This is a genomic window from Pseudomonas sp. TE31087 (assembly GCF_057284075.1).
Genome location: NZ_JBXVNN010000001.1, coordinates 1,404,477 through 1,421,049 on the forward strand (window position 1 = coordinate 1,404,477; position 16,573 = coordinate 1,421,049).

At 63.9% G+C, this 16,573-nt stretch carries 20 protein-coding genes and 1 pseudogene; 15 read left to right on the forward strand and 6 right to left on the reverse strand.

The genetic code is table 11. The features are described from left to right. Positions 1-9 precede the first annotated feature (9 nt). The 4 genes from ACZ899_RS06310 to ACZ899_RS06325 all read left to right on the forward strand — a co-directional run bounded on the left by ACZ899_RS06310 (position 10) and on the right by ACZ899_RS06325 (position 5,513). A complete protein-coding gene (locus ACZ899_RS06310) occupies positions 10-1,242 on the forward strand; it encodes an OprD family porin (RefSeq protein WP_234561640.1) in 1,233 nt (410 codons plus the stop codon). Between the two features lie 25 nt (positions 1,243-1,267). Continuing rightward, positions 1,268-3,316 carry a phenylacetic acid degradation bifunctional protein PaaZ gene (gene paaZ, locus ACZ899_RS06315; protein ID WP_234561639.1) on the forward strand — a complete coding sequence of 683 codons (2,049 nt, stop codon included), beginning with the start codon at positions 1,268-1,270 and terminating at the stop codon, positions 3,314-3,316. A gap of 326 nt (positions 3,317-3,642) precedes the next feature. After that, complete coding sequence (locus ACZ899_RS06320) at positions 3,643-4,668, forward strand: IS110 family RNA-guided transposase (RefSeq protein WP_203646634.1); 1,026 nt, start codon at positions 3,643-3,645, stop codon at positions 4,666-4,668. Between the two features lie 533 nt (positions 4,669-5,201). Continuing rightward, positions 5,202-5,513, forward strand: a complete 312-nt coding sequence (locus tag ACZ899_RS06325; RefSeq protein WP_232856177.1) for a hypothetical protein — start codon at positions 5,202-5,204, stop codon at positions 5,511-5,513. Positions 5,514-5,518: 5 nt separating this feature from the next. Here the strand turns inward: ACZ899_RS06325 and ACZ899_RS06330 are convergent, their stop codons facing one another. After that, positions 5,519-7,150 (reverse strand): ATP-binding response regulator, encoded by a 1,632-nt coding sequence (locus ACZ899_RS06330; protein ID WP_234562802.1) that lies wholly within the window; start codon positions 7,148-7,150, stop codon positions 5,519-5,521. Between the two features lie 107 nt (positions 7,151-7,257). Between ACZ899_RS06330 and ACZ899_RS06335 the strand changes: the two genes are divergently transcribed. Continuing rightward, positions 7,258-7,872 carry a LuxR C-terminal-related transcriptional regulator gene (locus ACZ899_RS06335; RefSeq protein WP_234562801.1) on the forward strand — a complete coding sequence of 205 codons (615 nt, stop codon included), beginning with the start codon at positions 7,258-7,260 and terminating at the stop codon, positions 7,870-7,872. 151 nt (positions 7,873-8,023) lie between these two features. Here the strand turns inward: ACZ899_RS06335 and ACZ899_RS06340 are convergent, their stop codons facing one another. The 5 genes from ACZ899_RS06340 to ACZ899_RS06360 form a co-directional block, all read right to left on the reverse strand. Then, a complete protein-coding gene (locus ACZ899_RS06340) occupies positions 8,024-8,245 on the reverse strand; it encodes a DUF6555 family protein (RefSeq protein WP_050705694.1) in 222 nt (73 codons plus the stop codon). Between the two features lie 104 nt (positions 8,246-8,349). Beyond that, positions 8,350-8,556 carry a con-10 family general stress protein gene (locus ACZ899_RS06345; RefSeq protein ID WP_234562800.1) on the reverse strand — a complete coding sequence of 69 codons (207 nt, stop codon included), beginning with the start codon at positions 8,554-8,556 and terminating at the stop codon, positions 8,350-8,352. Between the two features lie 141 nt (positions 8,557-8,697). Continuing rightward, a complete protein-coding gene (locus ACZ899_RS06350) occupies positions 8,698-9,249 on the reverse strand; it encodes an ATP-dependent Clp protease proteolytic subunit (protein WP_234562799.1) in 552 nt (183 codons plus the stop codon). A 14-nt stretch (positions 9,250-9,263) separates the two neighbouring features. Then, positions 9,264-9,659, reverse strand: coding sequence for a low affinity iron permease family protein (locus ACZ899_RS06355; RefSeq protein WP_110736983.1), 396 nt, complete (start codon positions 9,657-9,659; stop codon positions 9,264-9,266). Between the two features lie 13 nt (positions 9,660-9,672). Continuing rightward, positions 9,673-9,804 (reverse strand): hypothetical protein, encoded by a 132-nt coding sequence (locus ACZ899_RS06360; protein WP_267967267.1) that lies wholly within the window; start codon positions 9,802-9,804, stop codon positions 9,673-9,675. A 230-nt stretch (positions 9,805-10,034) separates the two neighbouring features. Between ACZ899_RS06360 and ACZ899_RS06365 the strand changes: the two genes are divergently transcribed. The 10 genes and pseudogenes from ACZ899_RS06365 to ACZ899_RS06410 all read left to right on the forward strand — a co-directional run bounded on the left by ACZ899_RS06365 (position 10,035) and on the right by ACZ899_RS06410 (position 16,134). Next, positions 10,035-10,331: a hypothetical protein gene (locus tag ACZ899_RS06365; protein ID WP_234562798.1), complete on the forward strand. Its 297-nt coding sequence runs from the start codon at positions 10,035-10,037 to the stop codon at positions 10,329-10,331. Positions 10,332-10,439: 108 nt separating this feature from the next. After that, a complete protein-coding gene (locus tag ACZ899_RS06370) occupies positions 10,440-10,583 on the forward strand; it encodes a hypothetical protein (RefSeq protein WP_234562797.1) in 144 nt (47 codons plus the stop codon). Positions 10,584-10,629: 46 nt separating this feature from the next. Beyond that, positions 10,630-11,169, forward strand: a complete 540-nt coding sequence (locus tag ACZ899_RS06375) for a type 1 glutamine amidotransferase domain-containing protein (protein WP_234562796.1) — start codon at positions 10,630-10,632, stop codon at positions 11,167-11,169. A gap of 35 nt (positions 11,170-11,204) precedes the next feature. Next, positions 11,205-11,579, forward strand: a complete 375-nt coding sequence (locus tag ACZ899_RS06380) for an NUDIX domain-containing protein (RefSeq protein ID WP_234562795.1) — start codon at positions 11,205-11,207, stop codon at positions 11,577-11,579. Between the two features lie 589 nt (positions 11,580-12,168). Beyond that, the gene (locus ACZ899_RS06385; RefSeq protein ID WP_442800056.1) at positions 12,169-12,357 is read left to right on the forward strand and encodes a hypothetical protein; all 189 of its coding nucleotides are present in this window, start codon (positions 12,169-12,171) and stop codon (positions 12,355-12,357) included. After that, complete coding sequence (locus ACZ899_RS06390; protein WP_234562793.1) at positions 12,354-13,127, forward strand: endonuclease/exonuclease/phosphatase family protein; 774 nt, start codon at positions 12,354-12,356, stop codon at positions 13,125-13,127. Before ACZ899_RS06385 ends, ACZ899_RS06390 begins: the two co-directional genes overlap by 4 nt. Further along, positions 13,124-14,326, forward strand: a complete 1,203-nt coding sequence (gene clsB / locus ACZ899_RS06395; protein ID WP_234562792.1) for a cardiolipin synthase ClsB — start codon at positions 13,124-13,126, stop codon at positions 14,324-14,326. Before ACZ899_RS06390 ends, clsB begins: the two co-directional genes overlap by 4 nt. Then, on the forward strand, positions 14,326-15,285 hold the full coding sequence (locus ACZ899_RS06400; protein ID WP_234562791.1) for a lysylphosphatidylglycerol synthase domain-containing protein: 960 nt from the start codon (positions 14,326-14,328) through the stop codon (positions 15,283-15,285). Before clsB ends, ACZ899_RS06400 begins: the two co-directional genes overlap by 1 nt. Positions 15,286-15,312: 27 nt before the next feature. Next, entirely contained in the window at positions 15,313-15,741 is a 429-nt protein-coding gene (locus tag ACZ899_RS06405) for a hypothetical protein (RefSeq protein ID WP_234562790.1), read from the forward strand. 14 nt (positions 15,742-15,755) lie between these two features. Then, a pseudogene (locus ACZ899_RS06410) lies at positions 15,756-16,134 on the forward strand (Rho termination factor N-terminal domain-containing protein). The last annotated feature ends 439 nt before the right edge of the window (positions 16,135-16,573 follow it).

Below are 16,573 nucleotides of genomic sequence, written 5' to 3' on the forward strand. Positions count from 1 at the left end.
ACAACAACAATGAACCGCACGCACCTCAAGTCAGCCGCCTGGCTGGCCACCCTCGCCCTGCCCTTGCCGGCCATGGCGGACTTCGTCGCTGACAGCCACGCACGCCTCGAACTGCGCAACCACTACATCAACCGCGACTTCCGCCAGGGCAACGCCCCGCAGAGCAAGGCCGAGGAATGGGGCCAGGGCTTCACCGCCCGCTTCGAATCGGGTTTCACTGAGGGGCCGGTCGGCGTCGGGGTGGACGCCATGGGCCAATTGGGCATCAAGCTCGACTCCAGCCGCGACCGGCGCAACACCGGCCTGCTGCCCTACGGGCCACGCAGCCTGGAACCGGTGGACGATTACAGCGAACTGGGCCTGACCGGCAAGCTGCGGGTGTCCAAGAGCACCCTGCGCCTTGGCACCTTGCAGCCGATCCTGCCGGTGGTGGTGTACAACGACACCCGCCTGCTGGCCTCGACTTTCCAGGGCGGCCTGCTGACCAGCCAGGAGCTGGACGGCCTGACCTTCAATGGCGGCCGCCTGACCAAGGCCAACCTGCGCGACTCCTCCGGGCGCGACGACATCGGCTACGGCGCCGCCAGCAGCGACCACTTCGACTTCGGCGGCGGCAGCTACGCCATCACCCCACAGGCCAGCGTCAGCTACTACTACGCCAAGCTCGAAGACATCTACCGCCAGCAATACGTCGGTTTGCTGCATACCCAGCCCCTGGCCGAAGGCGTCAGCCTGCGCAGCGACCTGCGTTACTTCGACAGCCGCGGCGACGGTGCCGAGCGCGCCGGGCGCATCGACAACCGCAACTTCAACGCCATGTTCACCCTGGGCGTGAAGGCCCACAAGTTCACCGCCACCTGGCAGCAGATGTCCGGCGACAGCGCCTTTCCGTTCCTCAACGGCGGCGATCCGTACACCGTCAACCTGGTCACCTACAACACCTTCACCCGCGCCGGGCTCGACTCCTGGCAAGTGCGCTACGACTACGACTTTGTCGCGATGGGCATACCTGGGTTGAGCTTCATGACCCGCTACACCGACGGTCGCCACGCCGAAACCGCCACGCTCAGCAATGGCCGCGAGCGCGAACGCGACACCGACATCACTTACGTCATCCAGAGCGGCCCGTTCAAGGACGTCAGCCTGCGCTGGCGCAACGTCACTTTCCGTTCCGGCAACGGCCTGACCAATGCCGTGGACGAGAACCGCCTGATCATCGGCTACACCCTGGCGCTGTGGTAACCGCGCCCCTTCAAAGGAGAACAGCATGTCCGCCGCCCCTACCCTGCAAAGCTTCATCGCCGGCCGCTGGATCGGCCAGCACGGCGCCCAGGCCCTGCGCAGCGCCCTGGATGGCCATATCCTGGCCTACAGCCACGAAGAACGCCCGGACTTCGCCGAGGCCGTGGATTTCGCCCGGGCCCAGGGCCTCAAGCAGCTGCTGGCCATGGATTTCCAGCAGCGCGCCGCCCGGCTCAAGGCCCTGGCGCTGTACCTGGCCGAGCGCAAGGAGCAGCTCTACGCCCTGTCCCACCACAGCGGCGCCACCCGCGCCGACAGCTGGATCGACATCGAGGGCGGCAACGCCACGCTGTTCGCCTATTGCAGCATGGGCCGGCGCGAACTGCCGTCGGGCAACCTGGTGCATGAAGGCCCGGCAATCGCGCTGGGCAAGCAAGGCCATTTCGCCGGCAGCCATATCCTGGTGCCGCGCACGGGGGTGGCCGTGCATATCAACGCCTTCAACTTCCCGATCTGGGGCATGCTGGAGAAGTTCGCCCCGACCTTCCTCGCCGGCATGCCGTGCATCGTCAAACCCGCCACCTCAACCAGCTACCTCACCGAAGCCGTGGTGCGCCTGATGAACGAATCGGGCCTGTTGCCGGCCGGCAGCCTGCAACTGGTGATCGGCAGCACGGGCGATCTGCTCGACCGCCTCCAAGGCCAGGACGTGGTGACCTTCACCGGCTCCGCCGACACGGCGGCCAAGCTGCGCGTCACCCCGAACCTGATCCGCCATTCGGTGCCCTTCACCGCCGAGGCCGACTCGCTGAACTGCGCCATCCTTGGCCCGGACGTGAGCCCCGACAGCGAGGAGTTCGAGCTGTACATCAAGGAAGTAGCGCGGGAAATGACCACCAAGGCCGGGCAGAAATGCACGGCGATCCGCCGCGCCATCGTCCCGGCCAAACACCTCGACGCGGTGGCCACCCGCCTGCGCGAGCGGCTGCGCAAGGTGATGGTGGGCGATCCTGCGGTCGAAGGCGTGCGCATGGGCGCGCTGGCCTCCCACGACCAGCAGCGCGATGTCGGCGAGCGCGTGCGCCAGTTACTGGACAGTTGCGAGCAGTTGCTGGGGGCCAGTGACGGTTTCACCCCGGTGGGTGAAGGCGTGGCCGAAGGCGCGTTCTTCGCCCCGACCCTGCTGCTGGCCCGCGACCCGCATGCCGAGGGCGGCGCCCATGATATCGAGGCGTTCGGCCCGGTGAGCACGCTGATGGCCTACGACGACCTCGACGAGGCCCTGGCCCTGGCCGCCCGCGGCAAGGGCAGCCTGGTGGCGTCGCTGGTCACCGCCGACCGCGCCGTGGCGGCCAAGGCCATTCCGGTGGCGGCGGCCTGGCACGGGCGGCTGCTGGTGCTCGACAGCGAGGCGGCCAAGGAATCCACCGGCCATGGCTCGCCATTGCCGCAGCTCAAGCACGGCGGCCCCGGCCGTGCGGGCGGCGGTGAAGAGCTGGGCGGCCTGCGCGCGGTCAAGCACTACCTGCAGCGCGCCGCCGTGCAGGGCTCGCCGAGCATGCTGATGGCGGTGACCGGCGAATACGTGCGCGGCGCCGAGGTGATCGAGACCGAGGTGCACCCGTTCCGCCGCCATTTTGACGACCTGCGCATCGGCGAGTCGCTGCTGACCCACCGCCGCACCGTGACCGAGGCCGACCTGGTCAACTTCGGCTGCCTGTCGGGCGATCACTTCTACATGCACTTCGACGAGATCGCGGCGAAGCAGTCGCAGTTCGGCAAGCGCATCGCCCACGGTTACTTCGTGCTGTCGGCGGCGGCCGGGTTGTTTGTTTCTCCGGGCGAAGGGCCAGTGCTGGCCAACTATGGCCTGGACACCCTGCGCTTCATTACCCCGGTGGGGATCGGCGACACCATCCAGGCGCGCTTGACCTGCAAGCGCAAGATCGACCAGGGCAAGACCAGCCCGCAGGGGCAGGCGCAAGGGGTGGTGGCGTGGGATGTGGAGGTGACCAACCAGCTGGGTGAGCTGGTGGCCAGTTATGACATCTTGACGTTGGTGCTTAAACGCTGAGCGTGGTTGGGTTGAGGTGCCTGGCGACAGCCTTGCAGCGCTCTTGAGATCGAGCGCCGCCCGCGCGGCGCATCGCGACGCAAGGCCGCTCCTACATTTGTTGCAACGTGCCAAACCTGTCAGGCCATGGTTGCCCGCCTTGGTGCATGTCTTGAGGCAGGTGAGGCGCCAGTGGTGCCCACGCTGAAACCGCGTCGTACCAACAAGGCGGACCCGGTAATGGCACAGGATTGACTGGCCCGAAACAAATAATGAAATGGCTACCCCCGCCCCACCCTGTGTCAGCCCTCTAAGCTTTCACAGGGTGCCTATCGGAGTGCAACGCCATGAACACTGTCGCCATCATCGCCATCGACCTGGGAAAGTTGAGCTTCCATGTACACGCTCAGGATGATCGGGGTCATGAGCTCTATCACCGCAGGTTCAACCGTGAGTCACTCATCCGCCACCTTGCCAATCTTGCGCCCTGCACGGTGGCGATGGAGGCCTGTGGTGGCTCTCATTTCATGGCGCGAGAGGTGACGAGACAGGGTCATACGCCCAAACTTATTCCCGCACAGTTCGTTCGCCCCTACGTGAAAAGCAACAAGAATGACTTTGCCGATGCTGCCGCTATCGGTGAGGCGGCAACCCGCGATCAGATGCGCTTCGTGCCTCCCAAAACCGAGGCCCAGCAGGCGCTGGCGATGCTCAATTCACTGCGCGACAGCTTCATCAGAGACCGTACTGCCACCATGAACCGCATCCACGCTTATTTGCTCGAGGTGGGGGTCAGTTTGGCACCCACCTTCAAGGCGGTCCGGGAGCTCCCCATTCTGCTGGACGACAGTACCTTCTCACCGTTGATCAAGAAGCTGTTGCTGGACCTACATGCCCACTTCCGCTATCTCGATGATCGGATCAAGGCTCTGGACAAGGAAGTGCATAGCCAGGCCGTTAGCGATGATCTTGCTTCCCGTTTGATGTCGATACCTTGTATTGGCCCGATCACCGCTACCGCCCTGGCTGCGGAATTGGGTGATGGTAAGCAGTTCCGCTGTGGGCGAAATTATTCAGCCTCCATAGGCCTGGTTCCCAGGCAGCACACGACAGGCGGCAAACCTTGCCTGGGGCGAATCAGCAAGCGGGGCGACGGCAATCAGCGACGACTGCTGATCCAGTGCGCGAGGGTCTATCTGATTGGGCTGGAGCGCAAAACCGGCAAGCTGGCGGACTGGGTACGTGGCTTGCTACGTGTTCACCACCCCAACCTGGTGGTGTGCGCTATCGCCAACAAACTGGCCCGAATCGCCTGGGCCATCACGGCACACCACAGCGAATTTGATGCAGGGTCAAGCGCCATGAACGCTTGACCCTGCAGACACACGAGTAACAACCCACCTGGTTTTGCGATGCTGCACACAGATGACGTGAACGGTATACCGGCCTGGCGATCAACCTGAGCTCCTACTCGGCTTCAGAAGCCGAACAAATATCTAGGCTCGTCGGGCGCGATTTTCATCGAGGCGCGGGACCAACCTCCCACACGACGCCGTATAGATTGACGCAAACCAAACTCACGCACAACTCAGTACAGTATTGCAGAAATGGGGGTAACCATAGATGTAGGAGCGGCCTTGCGTCGCGATGCGCCGCGCGGGCGGCGCTCGATCTGATAGGCGCTGCAAGGGTAGCGGCGAACACTTGGTGGCCCTCACTCGGTCAATAGCCCTCGCGCCCAAAGGCCTTGAAAGGCCCGATACTAAAGGCCATATGCCACCTCGCACATCCGCCCTACATCGCGCAACGCCACCTAGGCGCTATAGTCGGCCCATCGCCCCACCGCCAGCCCCCCTTCCTGGCGGTGGGTGCGCCGTACCGAGAACAATGCCAAGGAAGCAACGCGATGATCCCCATGTCCTTCCCCTTCAAGTCCCTGGTCCTGCTTGCCGGCCTCGCCACCCTGGCCGGTTGCCAGACCGCCAGCCCCAGCGCCGACACCCTCAAGCAGCGTACCGAGGTCACCCTCGGCGTGCCGGTAAGCAAGGTCAGCAACCTGCGCAGCGACTCCAACACCACCTACTTCACAGCCAGCACGTCCAAGGGCCAGTTTGACTGCCAGGTGCCCAGCGGCGGCCTGGTCGCCGTGGCCGGCATGGGCATCTACACCCCGTCACCAACCTGCTGGAAGGAAGGCCAGGCCCCCGTCTTCCAGTGACACCCTCAAGCGCCGGCCTGAACCGTCGGCGCCGCTGCCGTCTCGCGCAGGGCACGCAACGCCGCGCGCAACTCGGCAGGTCGCACCGGCTTGGCCAACACCGCGATGCCCCGCGCCTGCAAGGCGCCCTGCAACCTGTCGATATCGTGACCGGTCATGATCAGCGCCGGCACATCGGCGCCGCGCTGCGCGCGCAACTGGTCGATGCAGTCGATACCGGTAGCCTGCGGCCCCAGGTCGTAGTCGGCGACGATCACATCACAGTCGCTGACCAGGCCATGGGGCGAACTCTCTGCCTGGACCTCGCACCCCCAGCGTTGCAACAAGGCACTGGTGGCCTGCAGCACGTTGTGGTCGTCCTCCACCAGGCACACCCGCAGCCCGGTGAGCAGGCCCGCCCGCACGGCCTGGTCGAGCGTGGCCCGCGGCACCTGCGCGGGGGCCTTGGCCAACCCCTGCAGGGTCACGCAGGTACCATGCCCCAGGCGCGAGCGCAGGCTGACCTCCAGGCCCATCAAGCGCCCCAGCCGCTTGACGATGGCCAAGCCCAGGCCGACCCCCTCGACATCCTTGTCGCGCACTTCGCGCACCCGGTAGAACTCCTCGAACACCCGGCTCTGGTGCTCCTCGGCAATCCCCCGACCCTGGTCGCAGACGACGATGGCCAGGCCCTGCCCGCGAGGCCGCACACCGATCAGCAGCGGGCGGCCGGCGGCGTACTTGAAGCTGTTGGACAGCACGTTCTGCACCATGGTCGCCAGCATGCCCGGGTCGGCGCGGATCCAGTGACGGCTGGGCACCAGGCGCATCTCGACCCCGGCCCAGCGCGCCGCTTCGCTGTTCTGGCGCAGCAGCTCGCGCAGGAAGCCGTCCACGGCAATGGTCTCCCATTTCGGCTGCACCCGGCCGTTGTCCAGGGTGTACAGGTCGAGGATCGAGCGAAACAGCTGCGAGACGTTGAGCAGCGAGCGGTCGATGCTGTCCACCAGGCGCCGCTCCTCCTCGCCCAGGCGCGCCTCGCGCAGGCAGGCGGTGAACAGGCCGATGGAGTGGATCGGCTGGCGCAGGTCGTGGCTGGCCTGGGCCAGGAAGCGCGATTTCTCGCGGGTCGCGGCCTCGGCCAGGGCCGTGGCCTTGCGCGTGCGCTCCAGCAGCAGGTGGGCGTAGAACGGAATCAAGGTGCTGGTGGTCAGCAGCATCGGCAGCAGGAACGGCTGTTCCTGCCAGTAGGGCGTCAGCCGCCACACCACCAGCAACGCGGCCAGGGCCAGCACCGTGGCGATGGCCAGGTAGCGCGAACCGAAGCGCATGCCGTTGCCCAGGTTGATCCATACCATCACCGCATACAGCGGCAATGCGGTCTCGCCGCCGACCACCAGGCCGAAGCAGGTACCGGTGTAGTCGCCGAGCATGCCGAAGATCCGCCGCGCCGGGTAATGCCCCGGCCAGCGCTTGATGGCCTGGCGCATGCCGATCGACACCACTACAAAACCCGCGTAGTAGAGCAGTACCGGCAGGTAGGTGGCCGGCGAGCGTCCCGGCAGGAAGCCCAGCAGCGCCACGTAGCTGATCGCGCAGGAGGCGACGATGATGCGCAGGTTGGCTTGGTCCAGTTCGTTGTTTTTCTCGAACCTCATGGGGTAACGTCCTTGTGCGCCAGTCGGCATTTGCGGCATCCATCATGGGAAAATGCCACAGGTGACTGCTAAATTAGCATGTGTCGGACGACAGGGAGTTCCTCGACGTGAGTTGCCGCATCATCGTGGCGGACGACCATCCGCTGTTCAGGGAAGCCATGGTCAACACCGTGCGACGCATCCTGCCCGACGCCCGGCTGGAGGAAGCCGGCAGCCTGGCCGATGTGCTGCGCCTGGCTACCTTGGGCGCCACGCCCGACACCCTGATCCTCGACCTGCGCTTTCCCGGCCTTACCTGCATCGGCCGCCTCGCCGAGCTGCGCCGGCAACTGCCGCGCACCACCCTGATCGTGGTGTCGATGGTCGATGACCCGGAGGTGATCTGCGAAGTAATGGCCGCTGGCGTCGACGGTTTCATCGGCAAGAGTGTCAGCCCTGCGGAAATCGGCGCGGCCATCCTCGCCATCCGCGCCGGCGAGGTGGTGGTCAACTACCTGCCCAGCGGCCTGCTGCCGCAACCGGGGGCCTCCAGCGAGCTGGAACAGCTCACTCACCGCCAGCAGGACGTGCTGCGCCTGATCGCCCAGGGCAAGACCAACAAGGAGATCGCACGGGCGCTGGATATCTCGCCGTTCACGGTGCGTATTCATGTGTCTTCGCTGCTCAAGACCCTCAATGTACCAACCCGCACGGCAGCGGCGGTGAAGTATTCGGGGAACTGAGAAACCATCAGACGATTGTGTGTGACTGCGTGGGAGCGGGCTTGCCCCGCGATGCAATGCCTGGCACCGGCTTTGCCGGTGTTCGCGGGACTAGCCCGCTCCCACGTTGATTCAGGTACCTGGCCGATTTCCCGCAGTTCGCCTCGACGCCTCACACCCGCCAGTGCACATCAGTAATGCCATGCCGCTCGGCCATCGGCCGGCTGACCTTCTTGATCTTTTCCCGTCCGAACTTCGGAATGATCCCCAACCCCGCGTCGCAACTTGCCCAGTGCCAGGCTTCGGCGTTGTCCATGTGCTCCTGGCGGATGATGAACCGCCGCGGCTCTCCGTGCAGCCGATATTCAATGGTAAATAGCTGGGGACTTGGCATTGCCGCTGGCCCTCCTCTTCTCCATGGATGACTCTTTGACTGATCGTGGTGTTCCATGAAAATTCAAAAAAATTGTCAGACACGGTGAAGGGAGGGCCAACCACTCACGAATCAGCGCCCCCATGACTGTTGCGGCCGCCCTTGCGGCCCGCCTCGGAGGCGCGGGCCCGGTCATTGGCGAAGTTACCACCTGAGTTGCGACCGCCCTTCTGACCCGCACGGGATGCCCGCTCACGATCATTGGCGAAGTTGCCGGGATTGGTTTGCTTGGTGCCGCCGCGCCGGCCAGTCTGGTCTGGGTCACGAGCCATGACGTGTCTCCTTCTACGTATTGGTTGGACGTGGCAGACAGTGCCACCGTGCAACAGTTATGAGTTGTCGCGATTCGTGACAGCTCATTCGTTCTCGTCGCGTTCTCACTAACGGCAATCAGCGCCTGAGGTGTGCCCCACTCACGCATGCACGCTCCATTGCACCGCATCCGCAGCGATGGGCATTTCGTCGATGGCATGGATCATTCCGCTGGCCAGCGCCTCCTGCGGCTCCAGGATCCGCGGATAGGCCATCAGGTAGCGCGGCACGTCGAGCACGTCGCTGGCGCCTTCGGTGCGCTCGGCGACGATTTGCGCATACAGGCGCAGGTCGTAGTCCAGGCTCATGGCGTACTCGGCCATGCGCGCATGGTCCACCGAGCCGTGCAAGGTCCAGTGGAAGGGATGGAACAGGAACTTGCTGCAGGCACAGGCCGTACGGTGAACGCCGGCCAGGAACAGGATGTTGCCCATCGATTCGACCGTGCCCAGGTTGTGGGTATGCACCGGTACCGGCAAGGCGCGCAGGAAATTGTACAGGGTGAAGCCGTAGCTGCATTCGCCGCCCATGGTGGCGATGTTCAGCTGCAACACCTCGGCGCCCTGCTGCAGGGCCTTGGAGCAGGTATTGATCAGGTTGCCGCAGGTCGCGGAGTTGATCGGGCCGGTGTAGTGGATGATGTGTCTGGCCATGTCGTCCTCCAGGGTCAGTCAGGCGTGTTCTTTTCCACAGCGTCACTGCCCGGCGTCGCCGGGTCGTGCTCGCCCATCTGCTGGTAATGCTTGCGCAGCGCATGCAGTTCGGCCGGCCCCATGTCCTCGAGGTCGAGCAGTGCCTTGTGCGCCCGCTTGGTGGTGCGCAGCAGCTCGTCGATCTTGATGTGCAACTCATCGTTGTCGCGGTTCTGGGTGTTCTGGATCAGAAACACCATCAGGAAAGTGATGATCGTGGTCGAAGTGTTGATCACCAGTTGCCAGGTGTCGTTGAAGTGGAACAACGGCCCGCTGACGCCCCAGGCGATGATCAGCATCAATGCGATGGCGAAGGTCACCGGGCGTCCACTGTGGTTGGCCAGCCATTGGGCAAACCGGTCGAATTTCATGGCTGGATCTCCTTCAGGCCGGTTGCCCGGTTTCGTCAGGCAGGCCTTCGATGTCCGGGTCGTCCGGCTGCACTTGCGGTTCCCCCTCATCCGGTTGCACCGGGGGCTGCGGTTGATCGTCGTCGAAATCGTTGTCGCTGTTCATGGCCCACCTCGGTTTACGCGCCGCCATGCGGTGGAGGCTCGCAAGGCGCGCAAAGTTCCAGTTTTCTCCCACACCATGACCTGTACTGCGGTTGTTCACCCGCCAAATATTTGCCTCGCGGTCCTTCAGGCAACTGGTCCGAAAAACCGAGAATATTTGCAGTGCGATGACTGACCACCCAGTCACAACTGAACACAGACCTTCCTGTGTTCGACCAGAGGTAAGCCATCATGGCTAACAATCAAGACAAGGGCGGCGACCGTAACGCCGACAACAACATGGGCAACGCCGGCCAGCAAGGGGGCCACGGCTCGGCAGGCGACATGACCGACCGGCACAAAGGCGGCCAGCAAGGCGGTCAACGGCCTGAGGACAAGACCGACAAGGATTGGGCACAGTCCCAGGATACCGGGCGACAAGGCGGGCAATCGGTGGAACAGCCTGATGACAGGGAGAACCTTACCGACCCTGGAAAAGTTGGTGGTCAACAACGCGACCAAGACCAGGGCATGGACAAGGAACGCTGATTTCACTGGGGTCCACCCAGGGCGACAGCGTTCGCCCTGGGGATCGTATTGACAATCCCGGTACTGGCGGTATGCAAGGCCGAAAATTCTCTGACGAGGTAACAGCCCATGATCGACCCCAATCATCCAGACCCTTACGTCGATGAAGTACCGCACGATCCCGGCGAAAAGGTACCACCGCCCGATCCGCAACATGAGGCACCCGACTGGCCGGAAGGCCAAGTGCCACCCGAGGAGCAATCCGACGGATGACAAAGTCCTTCGCTTCCACAGGCTCATCGAAAACGGAGATCGAACAATGACAGCTCAATTGAATGGCAAGCGTGTGGCCTTCCTGGTTACTGATGGCTTTGAACAGGTGGAGCTGACAGGCCCTCGTGAAGCTCTCGAAACCAATGGGGCGATAATCGACATTCTGAGTGACAAGGAAGGCACCGTTCGCGGCTGGCATCACGACAAGCCTGCCGACGAGTTTGCAGTGGACGCCACCTTCGAGAGCGCCCACCTTGATCTGTACGATGCCATTGTGCTCCCGGGTGGCGTACAGAACGCCGATACCATTCGCCTGATACCCGCGGCTCAGAAACTGGTGAAAAGCCACAACTCGGCAAGCAGACCGCTGGCGGTGATTTGTCACGGTGCCTGGCTGCTGGTGTCGAGTGATCTGGCCAAAGGCAGGCGGCTGACCAGCTACAAGACGTTGCAGGATGATATTCGCAACGCCGGTGGCAACTGGGTAGATGAAGAAGTGGTGGTGGATGGCAACCTGATCACCAGTCGCCAGCCAGACGATATCCCGGCCTTCAACGAGCAGTTGATCAAGGCACTGGCGGGTTGAGTGCTGTCGATTCGCCACTTGCCCCAGGAGGCCTCATGAGTGAACCCCGAGAGTTGCATTCAACCGTCATTTGCGTGCAGGAGGGCAAGATCCTGTTCGTGCGCAAAGAAGCGCCAGAGTGGTCTTTGCCCGGCGGCAAGCTCGAACCGGGCGAACAACCCCTCGAGGCGGCCCGTCGGGAACTGCGGGAGGAGACAAGCCTGACGCTACGAAACGCTCGGCACCTTGGCCATCACGCCTATGCGATGGAACAACATTACCTTTACCGGATGCCTGTCGAGCGTTCAGAGGTACCGCGCGCATCCGGGGAAATAGTCGAATGCCGCTGGTTCACACCCGTCGAGTTGGTTCATGTGACGGTGAAGCCTACCAACCTGGACCTGCTCAAGCGGGCAGGACAAATTTGCTAGGAAAATGCTAATAGACCGGTCGCTCCCTCTTCAGTGGGAAGCGGCACCCGAACAGGATTGAGAAGACGCCAGTTCACGCGCTCTGGCAACACCCCACAGCATGGCGGTCGTCATGGACTGCCCTGGACGCGTTCCATATGCCTCTTCGTGGATCAATGCGCCCTCGTGACCATAGATACCCATGAACAATTGCGTGGTACCCACGCGTGATAGGCGTACCTGGACATCGATAGTCCAGCCGGAATCAAGTATTTCAGTGTGCGTACGGCAGTGCAGCTGGGCATCCATCCAATCCCAATAAGTCTGGCCTCTTTCTCTCATCACTTTCTCCCAGGGTGAGATCTAAGTAATACACATTGTCGCAAACGAGGCTGACCGCTGATCGAATTTCTGGAACCTTTTCAAAAAGTTGAATGCTTTGACGCTGACTTACCAGTCACAGGAAGAGCTAAACATTTTGCTTTTCGGCGGATATGGACCGCCAAGTGCGGAGAAGGATTTCCAGCCAGCGCCACTCGTCAATCCTGCTGAACCCTACTGCGCCGCCACCGGTCGCTATTAGATGAGTACACAAACGCAGGGGGCTCTGGTGAGTGAGATCCGCATTGGCAGTTCCGGTTGGCGTTATGACACCGGGCACAGGGACTTCTACCCCAAGGGCCAATGCCAGGTCGACGATCTGCCGTTCGCCTTGGGGGCGACCAGCCTGCTGGCCGAGCTCGGCCTTGACGGCGAGCTGGTGACCGAACCTGGCGTCGAGCCGCAGGAGGCGCTATGAACGGAACCCTGCCTGCCCCCCGCTGCATCATCGACAAAGTAACCGCCGTACACCGCCTGACGGTGCTGACCCTCAACGTGCACAAGGGCTTCACCCTGTTCAACCGCCGCTTCATCCTGCCGGAGTTGCGCGAGGCGGTCCGTGCCACCGGAGCCGACCTGGTGTTCCTGCAGGAAGTGCACGGCAGCCACCAGCGGCATGCCGAACGCCATCCGACCTGGCCGACGGCACCTCAGTACGAATTCCTCGCCGACAGCATGTGGCCGCAGTTCGCCTACGGGCGCAACGCGGTCTATCCCCATGGCGACCATGGCAACGCCCTGCTGTCCAAGTTTCCAATCCGCGCCCACGACAACCTCGACGTCACGATCCACGGCAACGAGGAGCGCGGTCTATTGCACTGCCTCCTCGAAGTGCCCGGCCATGAGCAGGTGCACGCGATCTGCGTACACCTGGGGCTGCGCGAAGACCATCGTCAGCGCCAGGTCGGCCTGCTGCTGGCGTTGCTCGACAGCCTGCCGCCGGACGAGCCGGTCATCGTCGCCGGCGACTTCAACGACTGGCGCCTGAAAGCCGATGCACGACTGTCGGGGCATCTGCGCGAAGCCTTTGGCAAACCAGCGCGCAGCTTTCCCGCGCGCCTGCCGCTGCTGCGCCTGGACCGCATCTACCTGCGCAATGCACAAGCCTGCGAGGCGCGGGTGTTGTCCCGATACCCGTGGTCACACCTCTCCGACCATGCCCCGCTGGTGGCTCAGGTGACGCTATGAAGCAGTCCTGGAGCGACGGCAACCGTGTCGAACTGTTGATCAACGGCGAGCAGTACTACCCGCGCGTGTTCGAAGCCATGGCCCAGGCACGGGAGGAGATCCTTCTGGAGACCTTCATCATCTACGACGACAAGGTCGGCCAACCCTTGCGCCAGGCTCTGATCGACGCCGCGCGGCGCGGGGTACGGGTCGAGGTGGCGGTGGACGGCTACGGCACCGCGGACCTGCCCCACGATTTCATCGCCTCGATGACCGAGGCCGGGGTGCGCTTCCATTCGTTCGATCCGCAACCCCGGCTGGCCGGCATGCGCACCAACCTGTTCCGCCGCCTGCACCGCAAGATCCTGGTGATCGACGGGCAGCGCGCGTTCATCGGCGGCATCAACTACAGCGCCGACCACCTCGGCGATTTCGGTCCGCAGGCCAAGCAGGACTACGCCGTGGAGGTCGTCGGCCCGGTGGTGGCCCAGGTGCACGCTTCCTCGTGCCGTATGCTCGCAGCGGTGCTGGACGCCGCCAGCCAGGTCCAGCCGACCTGCACCACCGCAGGCACGGCCAGCGCCGTGCTGGTGGAACGCGACAACCGCCGCCATCGCAACGATATCGAGGCCTGTTACCTGCAGGTCTTCCGTGAGGCCAGGCAACGTATCGTCGTGGCCAACGCCTACTTCTTCCCCGGCTATCGCCTGCTGCGTGAACTGCGCAACGCCGCCCGGCGCGGGGTCGAAGTGACCCTGATCCTCCAGGGGCAGCCGGACATGCGCTGGGTGCGCGCGCTCTCGCGACTGCTCTACAACTACCTGCTGCGCGACGACGTGCGCATCCACGAGTACTGCCAGCGCCCGCTGCACGGCAAGGTGGCGTTGGTGGACGACGACTGGTCCACGGTGGGTTCGAGCAATCTCGACCCGCTGAGCCTGTCATTCAACCTCGAGGCCAACCTGCTGATCCGCGACCGTGCGTTCAACGAACATCTGTTCCAGCACTTGAGCGAACTGACCCGCGAGCACTGCAAGACCGTGACGCTGGAGCGCATGGTGCGTGGCTACTGGTGGCGCGCGCCGTTGATCTTCCTGGGCTTCCACATCACCCGCTATTTCCCGCGTATCGCCGGCTGGTTCCCGGCGCACCGGCAACGCCTGCAGTCGTTGCAAGCCGACAGCGAGGCCCCGGCCGGCTACCACGGGGGCAAGACCTGATGGCCACGCCACGCTGGAAGACCTGGGGCAAACGCCTGCTGACCGTGCTGTTCCTGGTCCTGATCCCGGTGCTGCTGTTCACCCTGGCGCGTAACCTGGACTGGAACGAAGTGCGCCAGTCGCTGCTGGCCTACCGACCCTCGACCCTGGCCCTGGGGTTGCTGCTGGCCCTGTGCAGCTACCTGGTGTTCGCCAGCTACGACCTGCTCGCCCGCGCCTACACCGGCCACCGCCTGCCAGCTCGCCAGGTGCTGCCGGTGGCGTTCGTGTGTTATGCGTTCAACCTCAACTTCACCACCTGGGTCGGTGGCGTGGCCCTGCGTTATCGCCTGTACGGCAGGTTGGGTCTCGATACTCCGACCATCACTCGCATCCTCACCCTGGGCCTGTTGACCAACTGGATGGGCTACCTGCTGCTGGCCGGCACAGTGTTCACCTTGGGCTTGGTCAAGCTGCCGGATAGCTGGGAGGTGGGCGCCGGCGGCCTGCGTCTGATCGGCGTGCTGATGGTGGCGGTCGCGTTGGCTTACCTGTTCGCCTGTGCCTTCGCCAAGCGGCGAACGTGGGACCTGCGCGGGCACGAAGTCACCCTGCCGAGCCTGCGCCTGGCGTTGTGCCAGGTGGCCCTGGGGGCCAGCAACTGGGCTTTGATGGCGGCGCTGATCCACCTGCTGCTGCCGCCGGAACTGTTCTATCCGTCGGTATTGGGCGTGCTGCTGATCAGCTGCGTGGCGGGCGTTGTCGCGCATATTCCCGCAGGGCTCGGCGTGCTGGAGGCCGTGTTCCTCGCCCTGCTCCATGGCCAGCTCGGCCAGGGCACGCTGGTCGCCGCGCTGCTGGGTTATCGAACGTTGTACTACCTGATTCCGCTGCTGTTGGCGGTGGTCACCTACCTGATCCTCGAGAAGCGTGCCAAGGCCTTGCGCCAACAGGCCGGTCAGGCCCTCGACAAGCGCTGATGGGCCGTCGGGCCCGGGAGGTACATCATGCGGTTCATTCTGTGTATGGCACTGCTGGGCACCTTGGCCAGCGGGCAGGTGCTGGCCGAAGGCTGCGATGTGGTCACCCGCTCCTCCAGCGAGGCGGTCAAACCAGTGCAGCAGCACACCTGCTACAGCTACGGCAACATGCCGGCCGAAGCGATCGCCTGGTCGTGCAGCAACCAAAGCAAGGAAATGCTCAACAGCCAGAAACGCAGGGTCGAGCGTTGCGCCGACGGCAGCGTCGGCAGCTGCATCGCGCCACTGACCCAGGAGACCCTGGCCAACCCCGATGCCGCAGGGCGTGGCGAGCCCTCCACTCGCCCCGCCGTGCCCAAGGATGCGCGGATCATCACCTACTACTACGACACCCCGAGCCTGGGCCAGGCGCGCAGCGATTGCGAGCGCAACAACGGGGTCTGGCAGACTCACTGACGCGGAGAACGACCATGCCACGTGGAGACAAAGACAAGTACACCGACAAGCAGAAGCGTAAGGCCGAGCATATCGAGCAGAGCTACGAGGACAAGGGCGTGTCCAAGGACGAAGCTGAAGCCCGCGCCTGGGCCACCGTTAACAAGCAGTCCGGGGGTGGCGAGCGCAAAGGCGGTTCCGGGCAGAAGAAAAGCCCGGCGGCCAAGGCCGAGGCGCGGGCTTCATCGGCCCGGCGCGCGGTGGCGACGAAGCACGGCGTGCCTCGCCCCGCGACAGCGGCTGGAGGACATGACCAAGGCTGAACTGATGGACCGTGCGCGCAAGCGGCACATTGCCGGGCGCTCGACCATGCGCAAGGGAGAATTGATCGAGGCCCTACGCAAGGTGGCTTGAGACGCGCCGGCGTCCCCTCGAGGCAAGCTCGGCGCTGTGGCGTTGCCGTTGCCGTTGCCGTTGCCGTTGCCGTTGCCGTTGCCGTTGCCGTTGCCGTTGCCGTTGCCGTTGCCGTTGCCGTTGCCGATCAAGAGTCTAGCGCCATACCCAACTAGCGACAGCTGCGTCAGCCCAGGCGCCGCTCGTACCTTCGCGACTTCAGGAGGCCGAACGCAGGCCTTGCGGAGGGAGGTGACGGGCATGGATGCCCGTCAAGCGCTGGGGCCCAGGATGGGCCCTGCAGCGCGGTCCTCCCGGGAGCAAGGCCGGAGTGAGGGGACCCGGAGCGAAGCGTAGGGCCGGATGAATGGAGCGAGGATTTTTTGGTTCCTTTTTGATCCTTCAAAAAGGAACTCGCCGTAAGGGCGAAAAGGTGACTATGCGTCGACATCGCAAATGA